14 protein-coding genes are annotated in these 14,307 nt (G+C 74.0%); 5 read left to right on the top strand and 9 right to left on the bottom strand.

Annotated elements, in window-relative coordinates; genetic code table 11:
• Window positions 1-5: 5 nt before the first annotated feature.
• Window positions 6-551: a DoxX family protein gene (locus ACGFIR_RS00790; RefSeq protein WP_393005253.1), complete on the bottom strand. Its 546-nt coding sequence runs from the start codon at window positions 549-551 to the stop codon at window positions 6-8.
• 125 nt (window positions 552-676) lie between these two features.
• Here ACGFIR_RS00790 and ACGFIR_RS00785 point away from each other — a divergent pair, with 125 nt between their 5' ends.
• Window positions 677-1,231: a GNAT family N-acetyltransferase gene (locus tag ACGFIR_RS00785; protein ID WP_393005255.1), complete on the top strand. Its 555-nt coding sequence runs from the start codon at window positions 677-679 to the stop codon at window positions 1,229-1,231.
• A 100-nt stretch (window positions 1,232-1,331) separates the two neighbouring features.
• Here ACGFIR_RS00785 and ACGFIR_RS00780 read toward each other — a convergent pair whose 3' ends face one another.
• The 3 genes from ACGFIR_RS00780 to ACGFIR_RS00770 form a co-directional block, all read right to left on the bottom strand.
• Window positions 1,332-2,573 carry an AAA family ATPase gene (locus ACGFIR_RS00780; RefSeq protein WP_393005257.1) on the bottom strand — a complete coding sequence of 414 codons (1,242 nt, stop codon included), beginning with the start codon at window positions 2,571-2,573 and terminating at the stop codon, window positions 1,332-1,334.
• 141 nt (window positions 2,574-2,714) lie between these two features.
• Entirely contained in the window at window positions 2,715-3,680 is a 966-nt protein-coding gene (locus tag ACGFIR_RS00775) for a hypothetical protein (protein ID WP_393142496.1), read from the bottom strand.
• Window positions 3,681-3,777: 97 nt separating this feature from the next.
• Window positions 3,778-4,389: a hypothetical protein gene (locus ACGFIR_RS00770; RefSeq protein WP_393005261.1), complete on the bottom strand. Its 612-nt coding sequence runs from the start codon at window positions 4,387-4,389 to the stop codon at window positions 3,778-3,780.
• A gap of 80 nt (window positions 4,390-4,469) precedes the next feature.
• On the opposite strand from ACGFIR_RS00770, the gene ACGFIR_RS00765 reads away from it, so the two are divergent.
• Both ACGFIR_RS00765 and ACGFIR_RS00760 read left to right on the top strand, forming a co-directional pair.
• Window positions 4,470-5,498: an EamA family transporter gene (locus tag ACGFIR_RS00765; protein ID WP_393005263.1), complete on the top strand. Its 1,029-nt coding sequence runs from the start codon at window positions 4,470-4,472 to the stop codon at window positions 5,496-5,498.
• A 9-nt stretch (window positions 5,499-5,507) separates the two neighbouring features.
• The gene (locus tag ACGFIR_RS00760; protein WP_393142494.1) at window positions 5,508-6,287 is read left to right on the top strand and encodes a prepilin peptidase; all 780 of its coding nucleotides are present in this window, start codon (window positions 5,508-5,510) and stop codon (window positions 6,285-6,287) included.
• 129 nt (window positions 6,288-6,416) lie between these two features.
• On the opposite strand, the gene ACGFIR_RS00755 is transcribed toward ACGFIR_RS00760, so the two are convergent.
• The 5 genes from ACGFIR_RS00755 to ACGFIR_RS00735 form a co-directional block, all read right to left on the bottom strand.
• A complete protein-coding gene (locus tag ACGFIR_RS00755; protein WP_393142492.1) occupies window positions 6,417-9,611 on the bottom strand; it encodes a UvrD-helicase domain-containing protein in 3,195 nt (1,064 codons plus the stop codon).
• A gap of 101 nt (window positions 9,612-9,712) precedes the next feature.
• Window positions 9,713-10,987 carry a metallophosphoesterase gene (locus ACGFIR_RS00750; RefSeq protein WP_393142490.1) on the bottom strand — a complete coding sequence of 425 codons (1,275 nt, stop codon included), beginning with the start codon at window positions 10,985-10,987 and terminating at the stop codon, window positions 9,713-9,715.
• Window positions 10,988-11,002: 15 nt separating this feature from the next.
• Window positions 11,003-11,242 (bottom strand): MoaD/ThiS family protein, encoded by a 240-nt coding sequence (locus tag ACGFIR_RS00745; RefSeq protein ID WP_393143684.1) that lies wholly within the window; start codon window positions 11,240-11,242, stop codon window positions 11,003-11,005.
• 81 nt (window positions 11,243-11,323) lie between these two features.
• Window positions 11,324-12,337, bottom strand: a complete 1,014-nt coding sequence (moaA, locus tag ACGFIR_RS00740) for a GTP 3',8-cyclase MoaA (protein ID WP_393142488.1) — start codon at window positions 12,335-12,337, stop codon at window positions 11,324-11,326.
• Window positions 12,334-13,248, bottom strand: coding sequence for a fructosamine kinase family protein (locus ACGFIR_RS00735; RefSeq protein ID WP_393142486.1), 915 nt, complete (start codon window positions 13,246-13,248; stop codon window positions 12,334-12,336). Before ACGFIR_RS00735 ends, moaA begins: the two co-directional genes overlap by 4 nt.
• A 74-nt stretch (window positions 13,249-13,322) precedes the next feature.
• Between ACGFIR_RS00735 and ACGFIR_RS00730 the strand changes: the two genes are divergently transcribed.
• Both ACGFIR_RS00730 and ACGFIR_RS00725 read left to right on the top strand, forming a co-directional pair.
• Entirely contained in the window at window positions 13,323-13,523 is a 201-nt protein-coding gene (locus ACGFIR_RS00730; RefSeq protein ID WP_393142484.1) for a matrixin family metalloprotease, read from the top strand.
• Between the two features lie 16 nt (window positions 13,524-13,539).
• Window positions 13,540-14,265 (top strand): hypothetical protein, encoded by a 726-nt coding sequence (locus tag ACGFIR_RS00725; RefSeq protein WP_393142482.1) that lies wholly within the window; start codon window positions 13,540-13,542, stop codon window positions 14,263-14,265.
• The last annotated feature ends 42 nt before the right edge of the window (window positions 14,266-14,307 follow it).

Below are 14,307 nucleotides of genomic sequence, written 5' to 3'. Positions count from 1 at the left end.
GCAGGTCAGCCGGGCAGTCGTCGGGCCGTCGCTGCTGATCGTACGGCGATCCGGGCCTCCCTGCGGGCGGTACGGACGGCTCGCTGCACGGAACGTCGGGAGTGGCCGATCCGGTGTCCGGTCCGCCAGCGCAGTCCCGGCCTGCCGCCGGTGTCCGCGGCGGCGAGCAGCAGCCCGCCGAAGAGGCCGAGGTTCTTCAGGAAGTGGACCTGGTTGGCGCGCCGCGCCGCCGGGTCGTCGTTGTTCCAGAAGGGATGCCCGGCGAGGGTCACCGGGACCAGCGTGCCGGCGAGGACGAGCGCCGCAGGCCGGGCGAACCGACCGGTGGCGAGCATCAGCCCGGCGCCCACCTGCACCGCCGCGTTGATGCGGATCAGCGTCTCGGTGTCGGTCGGGATGCGGGGGTCGGCCTTCTCCAACAGCGGCGTCACCCGGTCCGTCACGGGCTTCGCGGCCGGGACGAGCTGCCCGGGGTTGCGGAGATTCGTGAACCCGCTGACCACGAAGATGCCGCTCAGCATGGCGCGGGCGAGGGAACGTACGGGTTTCATGGGTCAGTCATACCCCGTCGCCGGCCCGGCTACCCCCGCAACCGCCGATCCGGATCGGCGGCGGTGCACGCCACGCCACGCCGATCCGAGCGACCGTCGCTGATGGACCGCCAGTGAGGGGTAACGTGCCCCGCGTGACGACGCTGCGGCTGCGACCCGAGGACCCGGCCGACATCGGCGCGGTCCGGCGGGTGCTGGCCGCCGCGTTCGCCCGCCCCGACGTGGCCACGCCGCCCGAGGTCGGGCTGGTCGAGGAGTTGCGCGGCAGCGACGCCTGGCTGCCGGAGCTGGCGATGGTCGCCGAGTACGGCGGCGAGGTCGTCGGTTACGCCCTGCTCTCCAGGGTGCGGGTGAAGTCCGACGACCACACCGCGCCGGCCCTGGCGCTCGGCCCGGTGGCGGTCGCGCCGCACCGGCGGCGGATCGGGCTGGGCGCGGCGGTGGTGCAGGCCGCCGTCGAGGCGGCCACCGAGCTGGGCGAACGGCTGGTGGTGGTGCTGGGTGACCCGGCCTACTACCACCGGTTCGGCTTCGGGCGGGCCGACCGGTTGGGCCTGAGCAGTCCCTGGTCGGGCCTGGGCGACCCGTGGCAGGCGCTGGTGCTGCCGCCGTCCACGAGCGGCGAGGGGCCACCGCCGCGCGGTGAGGTGATCTTCCCACCGCCCTGGTCCAAGGTCTGACGCCGGCCTGATCCCACGCGCGAAGCCCGCGCCGCGCCGGACCCGGCCGTCCCGCGCCGCGCTCATCGGGTGTGCGCCCGTCGCGGCCCGTGGTGGCCGGTCAGGCCGGTTGGGTACGCAGGTAGCGGCCGAAGTGGGGGACGGTGAAGGCGACCGTGCCGCGTTCCCCGGAGTAGATCAGGCCCTTCTTGATCAGCGCGTCCCGGGCCGGGGAGAGGCTGGCCGGCTTGCGCCCCAGGGACCGGGCGATCTCCGCCGTCGGTACGGCGGCGTCCATGTCGTCGCGGCCCCCGCCGTCGGTCTCGCCCTCCACCAGGGACAGGGTGGCCATGGCCCGCATGTATTCGCGCTCGGCGGGGGTGGCCCGTTCGAAGCGGGAGCCGAAGAAGCCCACCGCCAGCTCGGCCTCGGCCTCGGGCGCGGCGACCCGTACGTCGGCGGCGGTGATCGGCGAGCGGGGCGCGTGGTCCCAGGTCGCCTTCCCGTACGCCTGGACGAAGTAGGGATAGCCGCCGGACTTCTCGTAGAGCAGGTCGAGCGCCTTCTGCTCGTACTCGACCTCCTCGCGCTCGGCCGGCGCGCAGAGCGCCTGGTCGGCGGCGATCCGGTCGAGCCGGTCGATGCGCTGGTAACGGAAGAGCCGCTCGGAGTACGACTTGGCCGCGCTGAGCACGGCCGGCAGGTGCGGCAGCCCGGCGCCGACCACGATCAGCGGCGCGCCGAGCTGGGACAGCTCGTGGCAGGCGGCGCAGAGCGCGGAGACGTCCTCCGGGCCGAGGTCCTGCATCTCGTCGATGAAGACCGCGATGCCGGTGCCGACGTCGGCGGCCACCGCCGCGGCGTCGGTGAGCAGCTCCACCAGGTCGATCTCGATGTCGCCGGAGTCGGCGCGGCCGCTGGCGGCGGGCACGTCGATACCGGGCTGCCACCGGTCGCGCAGCTTCGGGGCGGCGTTGCCGCGACCGGTCGGCGCGGTCCGCTGGGCGAACGCCTTGAGTACGCCGAGGAAGGCGTCGATCCGGTCGGGCGCGCGGTGCCGGGGTGCCAGCTCCCGGACGGCCATGTGCAGCGCGGCGGCGATCGGGCGACGCAGCGACTGGTCCGGGCGCGCCTCGATCTTTCCGCTGCCCCAGAGGTGGTTGATCGCCTGGGAGCGGAGGGTGTTGAGCAGCACGGTCTTGCCGACCCCGCGCAGGCCGGTGAGCATCAGGCTGCGTTCGGGCCGGCCCCGGGCGATGCGCTCCAGCACGACGTCGAAGACGTCCAGCTCGCGCCCCCGCCCGGCGAGTTCGGGGGGACGCTGGCCGGCGCCCGGCGCGTACGGGTTGCGGACCGGATCCACGCATCGCACAGTATCGGGCCGTCTAGCTGCGGGACTAGACATGCGTAGAGGGGGCAACCGGCGTGTCGGGCCCTCGGGAGGAGTCTCGACGCAAAACTAGGGCTGTCTAGCGTGGATGCTAGACAGCCCTAGTTTCGGCAATCAGCGCTTCTTCAGGCAGAGCACGTAGTCGAGGAAGTCCAGCGAGTTGTTGTGCGTGTAGTTCGCGGTCGCCTCCGGAGCCCGGGTCTTGCAGAGGTTGCCGTTCGCCGTACCGGGGATCCGCAGCAGCACCTCGTACGTGTTGGGGCCGCAGGGCACCTTCCGCAGCTCGGCGTCGCTGGCCGTACCGTCGTTGACCACGCAGTCGCCCTTGGCGAACTCGGCCCTGGTGGGGCTCGGACGGGCGGAGGTGGGTGCCGGGGTGGGCTCGTCCGTCGGCTCGGTGGTCGGCTCGACCGTCGGCTTGGCGGGAGCACTCATCGTCGGGGTCGCGATCGGGTCCTCGTCGTCGGACTGCCAGAACGCCCAGCCGGCGAGGCCGAGGCACGGGCAGAGCAGGAGCACCACCACCAGGCCGATGACCAGCGCGATCTTGCCGCCGCCGCCTTTGGCCGGCGGGGCGGCCGGGGGCATCCCGTACCCGCCCGGCAACGGCGGCGGCGGGGCACCCCACTGGCCGCCGGGCGTCGGCGCGGGCCCCGGCCCGGCCGGCGGGTAGCTTCCGTGGACCCCGGCCGGCGGGTACCCGGCCCCGGCCCCGGAGGTCGGCGGCGGCGGGTAGCCGGCCCCGGACGTGGGCGGCGGCGGGTAGCCGGCCCCCGACGTGGGCGGCGGGTAGCCGGCTCCGGAACTCGGCGGAGGGTAGCCCGGATCCTGGGCCGGCGGCGGCGGGGACTGGTTCCACATCGGGTCCGGCTGGCCCCACTGCGGGGCGGCCGGCGCTTCACCACGGGACGGCGGCTGACCCCACTGCGGTTCGCCCCCGGACTGCTGGCCCCACTGGCCGGCGGCCGGCGGCTGGCCCCACTCGGGCAGCGTCGGGTCGATGGGGGGCGGGCCGCCCGGAGTGCCGGGCTGGCGCTGGTAGGGGTCGTCCGGCTGCGCGGGTGATCCGTAGGTCGTCATCTCTTCCTCAGGGGTGCGGTCGCCCAGGGGCGCGGTGGTTCAGGGGTTGGTCGCTCAGGGGACGCTGCGGCTCAGCGCTGCGGCGCAGCGCGCTGGCCTAGCGCTGCTTCAGGCAGAGCACGAAGTCGAGGGTGTCCAGCTCGCTGTCGAAGAAGTACCAGTTGGTGTAGCCGTCAACCTTGGCGCACTTCGCCGCCGCGTCCTTCTCGCCGCTGGTCGCGCCGTCGATCCGGCGCAGCACCTCGTACGTCTGCGGGGCGCAGTCGCTGATCAGCAGCTTGGGCTTGCCACCGGCCGGGCCGTCGTTACGGACGCACTGGCCGGCCTTGACGAAGCGCGGGTCGGCCGAGGAGTCGGGGGCGGGCGTGATCGGTGCGGGGGCCGTCGCGCTGGCCGGCGCGTCCGACGGGTCGGCCTTCGCCACGGGCGCGGATCCGGTCGGCGTGGCGACGGGCGTCTCGTCGTCCTGGTCGAGCAGGTAGAGCACCGCTGCCCCGCCGACCAGGACCAGCAGCACCACCGTGGCGAGCACCGCGACGACCGGGGCCGCCCGTCCGCGTCGGCGCTGCGGGGGCGGGCCGGGACCTCCCGCGTACGGGTCACCCCAGGCGTCCGGCCAGGACCCGTCCGACGGGCCGTACGGCTGATCGGGGCGCCGCCCGTGCCACGGGTCCGGGTCCCCGTGACCCGGTGGTCCGTAGTTCGCCATGCACGCCTCCCGTGCGAGTGGTGAGAGGCCGGCCACCAACGAGGGACGCCGACGCCCCCGTCACCGTAGCGTGTCCACCGATGAGCCCACCTCCACCGAGCGCACCGCCGCCGACCGCGGCCGGGACCGGAACCGGACCGGTCGCCGGGGCGGGTCGTACGGCTGCCGCCGGGCCGGCACTGCTCTGGACCGCGTTGCTGCTGGTCTATGTCCTCTGGGGCTCCACCTATCTGGGCATCCGGATCGCCGTGGAGTCCATGCCGCCGCTCACATCGGCGGCTGCCCGGTTCGCCGCCGCCGCCCTGGTGCTGGCGATCGTGCTGCGGGTGCGGCGGGGGCGCGGCGCGCTGCGGGTCGACCGGCGGCAGCTCGCCTCGACGGCACTGGTCGGGGTGCTCCTGCTGGCCTGCGGCAACGGGCTCGTGGTGCTCGCCCAGTCCGGTCCGGCGGGAGTCGCGGTGCCCTCCGGGATCGCCGCGCTGCTGGTGGCCACCGTTCCGCTGCTGGTGGTGCTGCTGCGTACGGTCACCGGCGACCGCCCCCGGTCGTGGACGCTGGCCGGGGTGACGGTGGGCTTCGTCGGCCTGGTGCTGTTGGTGCTGCCGACCGGAGGGGCGGGCGCCGTACCGCTCACCGGGGCGCTGACCGTGGTCGCCGCGGCCACCTGCTGGTCGATCGGCTCCTTCATCTCCGGGCGCATCCGGATGCCCGCCGACCCGTTCGTCGCCACCGTCTACGAGATGCTCGCCGGGGCGGTCGCACTCGCCGTCCTCGCCGTGGGCCGTGGCGAGTTGCGCGGCTTCGACCTGGGCGCCGTGACCACCCGGTCGTGGCTCGCGCTCGCGTACCTGACGGTGGCCGGCTCGCTGGTGGCCTTCACCGCGTACGTCTGGCTGCTGCACAACGCCCCGATCTCGCTGGCCTCCACGTACGCGTACGTCAACCCGGTGGTCGCGGTGACGCTCGGCGCGTTGTTCGTCGCCGAGCCGGTCACCGCGCGGGTGGTGCTCGGCGGCGCGGTCATCCTCGCCGGCGTGGCCCTCGTGGTGAGCACCGAGAGACCGCGACGTCCCGCCCGGGGTACCGCGCCGGAGCCGTCGCGCCGGTAGCGTCCGCCCGTGTCGACCGGGCTGCTGGCATGCGTGGCGCTGCTCGGTGCCCTGAGCGGCCTCGCCGCGCCCCGGGCCGCCCGTCACTTCACCGCCCCGCCCGCGTCGCGCGAACGAGATCCGGCCCGAGATCACGCCGCCGGCACCGGGACAGTGCCGGGCACGGTTCCGCACGCGGAGGACACGCCAGCCGTGGCGCGAGACGCGGACAAGGCGCCAGCCGTGGTGCGAGACGGGGATGCCGGGCCGTCCGTCGTACGCGTCGTCGAGGCCGCGTGGGGCGCGTCCGCGGGAGCCCTGGTGTTCGCCGGGCTCGCCGCGACCCTGGGGGCCGACCCCGCCCTGCCGGTCCTCCTCGCGCTGGCGGCCGTCGGGCAGGTGCTCGCCCTGGTCGACCTGGCCTGCCTGCGGCTGCCCGACCCGCTGGTGGGCACCGCCGGGCTGGTCGCCGCCGGCGGCCTGGCCGGCGTGGCGGCAACGTCCGGCAACCCCGGGCACCTGCTCGGCGCCATGGCCGGGGCCGTGCTCTGCTTCGCCTGCCACGTGCTGCTGGCGTTGCTGCCCGGTTCCCGGCTGGGCTTCGGCGACGTGAAACTCGCTGCCGTCCTCGGCCTGCCGCTCGGTTGGCTCGGCGGGCCGACCCTGGCGCTCGGGCTGCTCCTGCCGCACCTGCTCCACGGTGTGGTGGTGCTCGTCCTGCTGGCCGCAGGCAGGGTGCGCCGCGACACGCCGCTTCCGCTCGGCCCGGCCCTGCTCACCGGCGCCTGGCTGGCCGCCCTCACCGCCTGAGCCGCGCTGACCGCGTACGCCGCATCGACAGTTAGGCCGCACGGGCAGGCCCACCCCGCGCCTGGCCGGCCGCGCCCTGACCGCCGGACGCTGTGTCGCGCGTCAGGCGGGGCGGTGGAGCCGGCGGGATCAGATGAGGCGGAGCTGGCGGTCGCGGGGGCGGCGGGGCTCGGTCTCGCCGAAGCGTTCGAAGAGGCCCGGGTCGATGACGTCGAGGAACGGCGACGGGGCGCACTCGCGTTCCGTGCCGTGCCGGCTGCGGCGGGCGGCGTGGGTCACGTAGAGCCGGTCCTGGGCCCGGGTCAGCCCGACGAAGAAGAGCCGCCGCTCCTCGGCGATCGCGTCGGAGTCGGGCGTGCTGCCGGGCCAGCGCAGCGGGAGCAGGCCGTCCTCGGCACCGACCAGGAAGACCACCGGGAACTCCAGCCCCTTGGCGGCGTGCAGGGTGAGCAGAGTGACCGCCTCGGCGCGGGGGTCGAGCGCGTCCACCTCCGCCCCGGTGGCGAGCTGGGAGAGGAACAGCGGCAGGTCGTCGCCGCAGCGGCGGGCCAGCGGGGTGAGCAGGTCGACGGCCGAGCGGACGTCCTCCGGGCGTACGGCACCGGCGCCGTCCAGCGTGGGCACGGCGAAGCGCTCCGCCAGCACCTGACCGGCCAGCCGGACGCGGGCGGCGAGCGAACCGTCGAGCCCGTCCGCGTGGCGCAGCTCGCGCGCGATGGCGGCCACCCCGGGCCGGTCCCGCAGCCGGTCGTGCGAGCGCTTCTGCACCGGGATGTTCGCCCGTGCCAGCGCGTCCACGATCGGGGCGGCCTGCGCGTCGGTGCGGTAGAGCACCGCGATGTCGGAGAAGGAGAGCGAGGTGGACCGGCCGTCGATCCGCCCCGAGTCGAGGGACCGGTGCGACAGCCCGCCGACCAGCTCGTCGATGGTGCGTACGACGAAGTCGGCCTCGTCGGCGACGGACGCCGCCGGGTAGCGACCCACCAGCGGGGCCTCCGGGTCGAGCCGGGCCGGGTCGAGCCGGCGGCCACGTACCAGCGACGACGGCGCGATGGCCTGTACGGCGGCGGCCAGGATCGGCGCCGACGAGCGGTAGTTGCGGTTCAGCCGGACCAGCCGGGCGTCGGTGAAGTCCTGCGAGAAGCGCAGGAAGTAGCCGACGTCGGCGCCCCGGAAGGAATAGATCGCCTGGTCCGGGTCGCCGATCGCGCAGAGGTTGCCGTCGGCGGGGCTGAGCAGGCGCAGCAGCTCGTACTGCACCTCGTCGACGTCCTGGTACTCGTCGACGAAGATCCACCGCCAGCGCTCCCGGTACCGCTGCACCAGCTTCCGGTCGGCCTTCAGCAGCGCGACCGGCAGGGTCAGCAGCTCGTCGAGGTCCACCAGGTCCTGCTTGCGCAGCAGCGCCGCGTAGGCCGCGTCGTCGTCGCCCGCCTCGGCGCGGGCCTCCGCCCGCTGGGCGTCGTCGGCGATCCGGAAGTCCGCCGGCAGGCCGACGGCGTCGGCGTTCTCCCGCAGGATCGTCAGACCCAGCGAGTGGAAGGTGCCGACGGTGACGTCCTCGGCGACCGGCCCGAGCAGCCCGTCGAGGCGGTGCCGCAGCTCCTCGGCGGCCCGCCGGGTGAAGGTGATCGCCAGGCACTGCTCGGGGAAGACGTTCAGCTCCGCGCAGAGGTAGGCGATCCGGTGGGTCAGCGTCCGGGTCTTGCCGGTGCCCGGCCCGGCGACGATGAGCAGCGGCCCGCCCGGCGCCGAGGCGGCCACCCGCTGCATGGCGTCCAGCCGGTCCAGCAGGCCCGTGCCGACCTCCTCCATGCCGGCGAGCATCGGCTCGAACGGCTCGTGCGGTGAGGGCGTCGGCGCGATCGGGGGCGGCGGCGCGGGCGGCGCGGCCTTGCGCTTCGGCTCGGCCTTCGCCGCCGCCGGGCGCTTGGCGCGGGGCTTCGGCGCCGGCTCCGCCGGGGTGCGCTGCGCCGGCACGGGTACGTCGAAGAGGGTCTCCTGCGCCGCACCCGCGTTGCCGCCCAGCTCGGCCGGGTCGAAGAGGGTGATGACGCCGTACTCGCCGTCGTAGCCGGGGACCCGGCGCACGTCGCCCCGGCGCAGCCGGCCGATGCCCTCGGCGAGCAGTTCCCCGCCGACCCGGCCGATCTCGTCGAGCGGCGTGGTGGTGAGGATCTCCAGCTCCGGGCCGAGCGCCGCGACCAGCTCGTTGAGTTTTCCTTCGACCTTCTTGGACCGGGCACCCACCTTGTTCAGCTCGCCGAGGATCTCGGCCAGCGGCACCAGGTGGGTGACGTCGCGGGCGTGCGCGGGGCGCTGCCCCGACGGCCGGTCGGCCAGCTCCTCGACCCGGCTGAGTACGCCGACGGTCAGCGGCTTGCCGCACTCCGGGCAGCGGCCACCGGCGGCCCGGGTCTGCTCGGGCGACCAGTTGACCCCGCAGAGGCGGTGCCCGTCCGCGTGGTACTTGCCCTCCTCGGGGAAGAACTCGATGGTCCCGGCGAGCCCGTCACCGGTACGCAGCGCGTCCCGGATGGCGAAGTAGTCGCGGGCGGTGGCGAAGACGGTGGCCTCCCGGGCCAGCGCCGGCGGCGAGTGTGCGTCCGAGTTGGAGACCAGCCGGTAGCCGTCCAGGCTGCCGACGCGCCAGTTCATCTCGGGGTCGGAGGAGAGGCCGGTCTCCACCGCGAAGATGTGCTCGGCGAGGTCGGCGTAGCAGTCGGCGATCGCGTCGAAGCCCGACTTGGAGCCCAGCGCGGAGAACCACGGGGTCCAGATGTGCGCCGGCACCAGGTAGCCGTCGGCGCTGGCCTCCAGCGTGATCTCCAGCAGGTCCCGGGAGTCCAGACCGAGGATGGGCCGGCCGTCCGAGCCGAGGTTGCCGATCCGCCCGAGCGCGGTGTTGAACCGGGCCACCGCGTCCAGGTCGGGCAGGTAGATCAGGTGGTGCACCTTGCGGGTGCGGTCGTCTCGCTTGTAGATCGTGGAGATCTCCACGCTGAGCATGAACCGGACCGGGTTCGCCTCCGCCTCGCTCGCCAGGCGGGGCGGCAGCCGGCGGGCGATGTCGCGCTCCGCCTCCGGGCTGAGCCGGTGCAGGCCGGGCTCCGCCGGGTGCAGCGTCTCGCGGAGGTGGTCGTACCAGGCGGGGTGGGTGAAGTCGCCGGTGCCGAGCACCCCGATGCCCTTGCGCCGCGCCCACCAGCCGAGGTTGGGCAGGGTGAGGTCACGGCTGCACGCGCGCGAGTACTTCGAGTGGATGTGCAGATCCGCGACGAACGGCGAAGGGCCGCCGGGGGGTGCGGGACTGAACGGAGGCACGCCGCATCCTGTCACGCCCGCGCCAATACCCACCTGTCGCCACGCACACCCGTGACCTGAGCATCCGGTGCTGGACAACACCGGCCGCCCGCGCTATGGGCTCAGCGGGAGCGCAGCTCCACCAGGGTGATCTGTGGTTCGGCGCCGACGCGGACCGGCGGGCCCCAGAATCCGGCGCCGTTGGTGACGTAGACCTTGGTGCCGTCGACCTCGCCGAGCCCGGAGACCACCGGCTGCTGGAGCTTCACGAGCAGGTTGAACGGCACCATCTGGCCGCCGTGGGTGTGCCCGGAGAGCTGGAGGTCGACGCCGAACTTCGCCGCCTCCACGGCGGCGACCGGCTGGTGGGCGAGCAGCACCACCGGCCTGCTCGGGTCGCGGTCGCCGAGGGCCGCCGCGTAGTCCGCCGGGGCCGCCAGGCCGGTGCCGGAGGCGGTGACGTCGTTGACCCCGGCCAGGTCGAGCACGCCGCCCCGGGCCTGGATCTCCGTCCGCTCGTTCTGCATGACCCGCAGGCCGAGCCGGTCCAGCTCCTGGACCCACTCCTCGACCCCCGAGTAGTACTCGTGGTTGCCGGTGACGAAGTAGCTGCCGTGCCGGGAGCGCAGGCCGCGCAGCGGCTCGGCGGCCTCGCCCAGTTCGGCGACCGAGCCGTCGACCAGGTCGCCGACGACGGCGACGATGTCGGCGTCGAGGCGGTTGATCGCGGCGACGATCCGCTCGGTGTGCGCGCGTCCCCGCAGCGGGCCGAGGTGGATGTCGGAGACGGTGGCGATCCGCAGGCCGTCCATGCTCCGGGGGAGCTTGGCGAGCGGGATCTGCACCCGGTCGAGCTGCGGCGGGCCGAGGGCGGTGCGGATGCCGTACCCGGTCAGGCCGGTGGCGGTGAGCCCGGCGAAGATCGCCGCGCCACGGGTCAGCAGCAGCCGGCGGGCCGGGTCGTGGTCGGGCTGCCCGACGGCGCCGGCCGTCGGCGGGCCGGCCGCGACCCCCACGGCGGGCTCGGGCGCGGCGGGCTCCGCGGCGGGGACCATGGCGGGCTCCGGCGCGGCGGCCGTGGGCTCCGCGGCGGCGACCCGGCGACGCAGCACGAGCTTCGCCACCGCCATCGGCACTTCCAGCGCCACGAGCAGGACGAGCAGATAGAACATGATGGCGAGCCAGAGGTAGCCCGGCCACGCGAGCCAGTAGAGGCCCGCCTGGGTGCCGGCCATGGTCGCCGGTACGAGCAGCGCGAGCACCAGGGCGGTGACCCCGCCGATCCGCCGCCAGCGCCCGGGGACGGTGGTGTCCCGGACCAGGCGCTTCCACAGGTAGAGGTGGATCAGGCCGGTGATCAGTGCGATGGTGGCGACGAACGCCAGTGCCGCCAGCATGTGTGCGCCTCTCCCTCAGCCGCCCGCGAAGGGCGGCAGGACGTCGATCGTGGCCCCGGCCGGTAGCGGTGCCCGCCGATCATGACAGGTCACGCCGTCGACGAGGAAACTCGCCACCGTCAGGACGGCGGCGAGCCGCGCGCCGTGCCGGTCGGTCAGTTCCACGACGATTTCGTCCAGGGACCGGCCGGCGGATGCGGGCTCCTCGGACCTGCCGGCGGCGGCCCGCGCCCCCGCGAAGTAGCGGACGGTCAACGTCGTTCCGGCGTCAGCCGCCGGCCCGGAGCCGGTCGCCTGCCCGGCACCACGGGCCGGGGGTGTCGATGCTGCCACGGGTCAGCCTCCGATCGCGGACATCGGCCGGGCGGGCTGGAGGAAGGCCGGGTCGTCGATGCCGTGCCCGGCCCGTTTGCCCCACATCGCGGCCCGCCAGCGCCGGGCCAGCTCGTCGTCGTCGGCCCCGGCCCGCAGGGCGCCGCGCAGGTCGGACTCCTCGGTGGCGAAGAGGCACGCGCGTACCTGCCCGTCGGCGGTGAGCCGGGTGCGGTCGCAGTCGCCGCAGAAGGGCCGGGTGACGCTGGCGATCACGCCGACCCGGGCGGGGCCGCCGTCGACCAGCCAGGTCTCGGCCGGTGCCGCGCCGCGCTCCGCCGGGTCGGGTGCCAGGTCGTACGTGCCGCGCAGGGAGGCCAGGATCCCGTCGGCGGTGACCATGCTGTCGCGGTCCCAGCCGTGCTGGGCGTCCAGCGGCATCTGCTCGATGAACCGCAGCTCGTAGCCGTGGGCGAGGGCGAAGCGGAGCAGCTCGGGGGCCTCGTCGTCGTTTACACCGCGCATCAGCACCGCGTTGATCTTGACGGGGGTGAGGCCGGCGGCGGCCGCCCCGGCCAACCCGGCCAGCACGTCCGCCAGGCGCGGGCGCCGGGTCAGCCGCGTGAACCGCCCCGGGTCCAGCGTGTCGAGCGACACGTTCACCCGGTCCAACCCGGCGGCGCGCAACGCGGGGGCGAGCCGGTCCAGCCCGATGCCGTTGGTGGTCAGCGAGATCCGGGGACGCGGCTCCAGCGCCGCCACGGCGGCCACGATGCCGACCAGGCCGGGCCGGATCAGCGGCTCCCCACCGGTGAACCGCACCTCGGTCACGCCGAGCAGGCGCACCGCGACGCCGACCAGCCGGACGACCTCGGCGTCGCCGAGCAGTTGCGGGCCGGGCAGCCACGCCAGCCCTTCGGCCGGCATGCAGTAGGTGCAGCGCAGGTTGCACTTGTCGGTGAGGGAGACCCGCAGGTCCCGGGCGACGCGGCCGTACCGGTCGGCGAGGGCGCCGTCGGTCGGCGGGGCGGCGGTCACCCGTCGACGGTAGCTCGCCCGAGCCCGGCCAGGGCCGACCGGGCGGTGCGGGCCACCGCATCGCGGTACGCCCCGCCGAACAGCGCGGCGTGCACCAGCATCAGGTGCAGCTGGTGCAGCGGCACCCGCTCGCGCCACCCGTCGGCCAGCGGCCACTGCTCGGCGTACGCGGAGCGGATCCGGTCGAGGTGCGGCGCGCCGCCGAAGAGCGCGAGCTGCGCCAGGTCCGTCTCGCGGTGCCCGCCGTGCGCCGCCGGGTCGACCACCCAGACCCGGTCGTCCGCGCCCCAGAGGACGTTGCCCGGCCAGAGGTCCCCGTGGATCCGCGCCGGCGGCTCGTCCCCGCCGAACTCGCCGATCCGCTCGACGACCTGCTCGACCAGGCGGGCCTCGCTGCCGGTGAGCGCGCCGCCGTCGACCGCCGTCCGGAGGTACGGCGTGAGCCGCGCCCGGGCGAACCAGGCCGACCAGGGGCCGTGGTCGGGCGTGTTGTCCGCCGGCAGCGCCCCGATGAACCCGGTCCACCCGGCGCCGAAGGCCGACGCCCCGGCCCGGTGCAGCCCCGCCAACTCCCGGCCGAACCGCTCGGCCGCCTCGGGCGTCGGCTCGCCGGGGTCGACCCACTCCAGCGCGAGCAGCCCGGGCAGCGCCACGATCACCTCCGGTACGGCCACGGCGCCCGCCTCGCCGAGCCAGCGCAGACCGGCCGCCTCGGCGGCGAAGAAGCCCTCGGGCGCGGGCCTGCCGGCGCTCTCCGGCCAGCTCTTGGCGAAGACCGAGTGCCCGTCGTCCAGCGTGAGCCTCGACGCCGCGCAGATGTCGCCGCCGGCGACCGGCGTCTCCCGGATCCGCTGGTGGGTCAGGAAGGTCGGCAGGTGCTCCGGGTGCGCCCGTAGGTACGCCAGATCCATCTGCGCAAGGTAACGCCTCCCGCCGGCCGTGCGGCTGCCGCCCACACCATGTCGCGGGGCATTTCAGGTTCAACGTGTATTACTGGGTGTCCGACAACGGCGTATTCGACACTGCGGCCCAGCGGCAGAACGTCGCATGTCATGAACTCGGCCACAGTGTTGGCCTCCGCCACAGGAGCGACACCACCGCGAGTTGCATGTGGATCTACGCCGGCGATAACGGTGGCGCCACTTACGATGGACACGATCGCGCGCACATCAATGCTCAGTACTGACGATTAGGGGACGCTCATGAACTCGACGTGGAGAACAAGGATCACCGCAGGTCTCAGCGTAATTGTCATCGCGGGTTCTGGTTGTGCAAGTCAGCCGGGCGCCGGGGACAGGGGTGCGCAGATACAGAACGAGCCAGCACCAGGTGCTATAACGAGCGTTGACCGGTATCACCCTGGGGACGAAAAATTCTACGACAGCCTGCGGCTCGACGGGGCGATGCTCGTCGCGCCTCCGGCGGACGTCCGAGCCGCTACCGGCAATGCCGATGCGGTGGTCGTCGCAACCATCACCGACGTCAAGCTTCTACGGGTCATGGGTGATCTGCAAACCGTTGGCCTCAGTCTCGGTGTCTCGGAGACGATCAACGGCAGTCTGCAGCCGGAACTGATAGGAAAGATTGTCGTGGAGTTTCCACTGGGGGAACCCCAGAGCGCTGCGAAGCAGTTGGCAGAGCTGCAGTCGAGTCTTCCACAGGGAAGCGCCGTATGGTTCCTCGAGTGGCAGGGGAACAAGAGGCCGGTCACGAAGCCCGAAGTCACCGAGAACACCGACCCTGCAGATCCGGCCCTGTACGCTCCGCTGCACATGCACGCGATGTTCGCGCAGGGAGACGCAGCAGTCGTGAACCCGCTCGGCGAGCACGGCGAGAACGACAAACCTCTACCCGGGGTGCAGGCGGACGGCGAGAGGTTCGACAAGCTCAGCAGTCTGATCGGACACATTCGCGCAATTGGTGGATAGTTCTTCCGCAACGTCTCGACGTGAAGCCGATAACCGGCGTTG

This window comes from Micromonospora sp. NPDC049051, from assembly GCF_043197575.1.
In the GTDB taxonomy this organism is placed as follows: domain Bacteria; phylum Actinomycetota; class Actinomycetes; order Mycobacteriales; family Micromonosporaceae; genus Micromonospora.
Note: the sequence above shows the minus strand (reverse complement) of the source record. Positions and strands in the feature narration are given on the sequence as shown.

What these genes read in the sequence shown, in the direction of transcription:
- ACGFIR_RS00765 (WP_393005263.1), top strand. Translation starts at nt 4,470, where the DNA reads ATGAGCCCACCTCCACCGAGCGCACCGCCGCCGACCGCGGCCGGGACC.
- ACGFIR_RS00725 (WP_393142482.1), top strand. Translation starts at nt 13,540, where the DNA reads ATGAACTCGACGTGGAGAACAAGGATCACCGCAGGTCTCAGCGTAATT.
- ACGFIR_RS00775 (WP_393142496.1), bottom strand. Translation starts at nt 3,680, where the DNA reads ATGACGACCTACGGATCACCCGCGCAGCCGGACGACCCCTACCAGCGC.
- ACGFIR_RS00750 (WP_393142490.1), bottom strand. Translation starts at nt 10,987, where the DNA reads ATGCTGGCGGCACTGGCGTTCGTCGCCACCATCGCACTGATCACCGGC.
- ACGFIR_RS00770 (WP_393005261.1), bottom strand. Translation starts at nt 4,389, where the DNA reads ATGGCGAACTACGGACCACCGGGTCACGGGGACCCGGACCCGTGGCAC.
- ACGFIR_RS00735 (WP_393142486.1), bottom strand. Translation starts at nt 13,248, where the DNA reads ATGGATCTGGCGTACCTACGGGCGCACCCGGAGCACCTGCCGACCTTC.
- ACGFIR_RS00790 (WP_393005253.1), bottom strand. Translation starts at nt 551, where the DNA reads ATGAAACCCGTACGTTCCCTCGCCCGCGCCATGCTGAGCGGCATCTTC.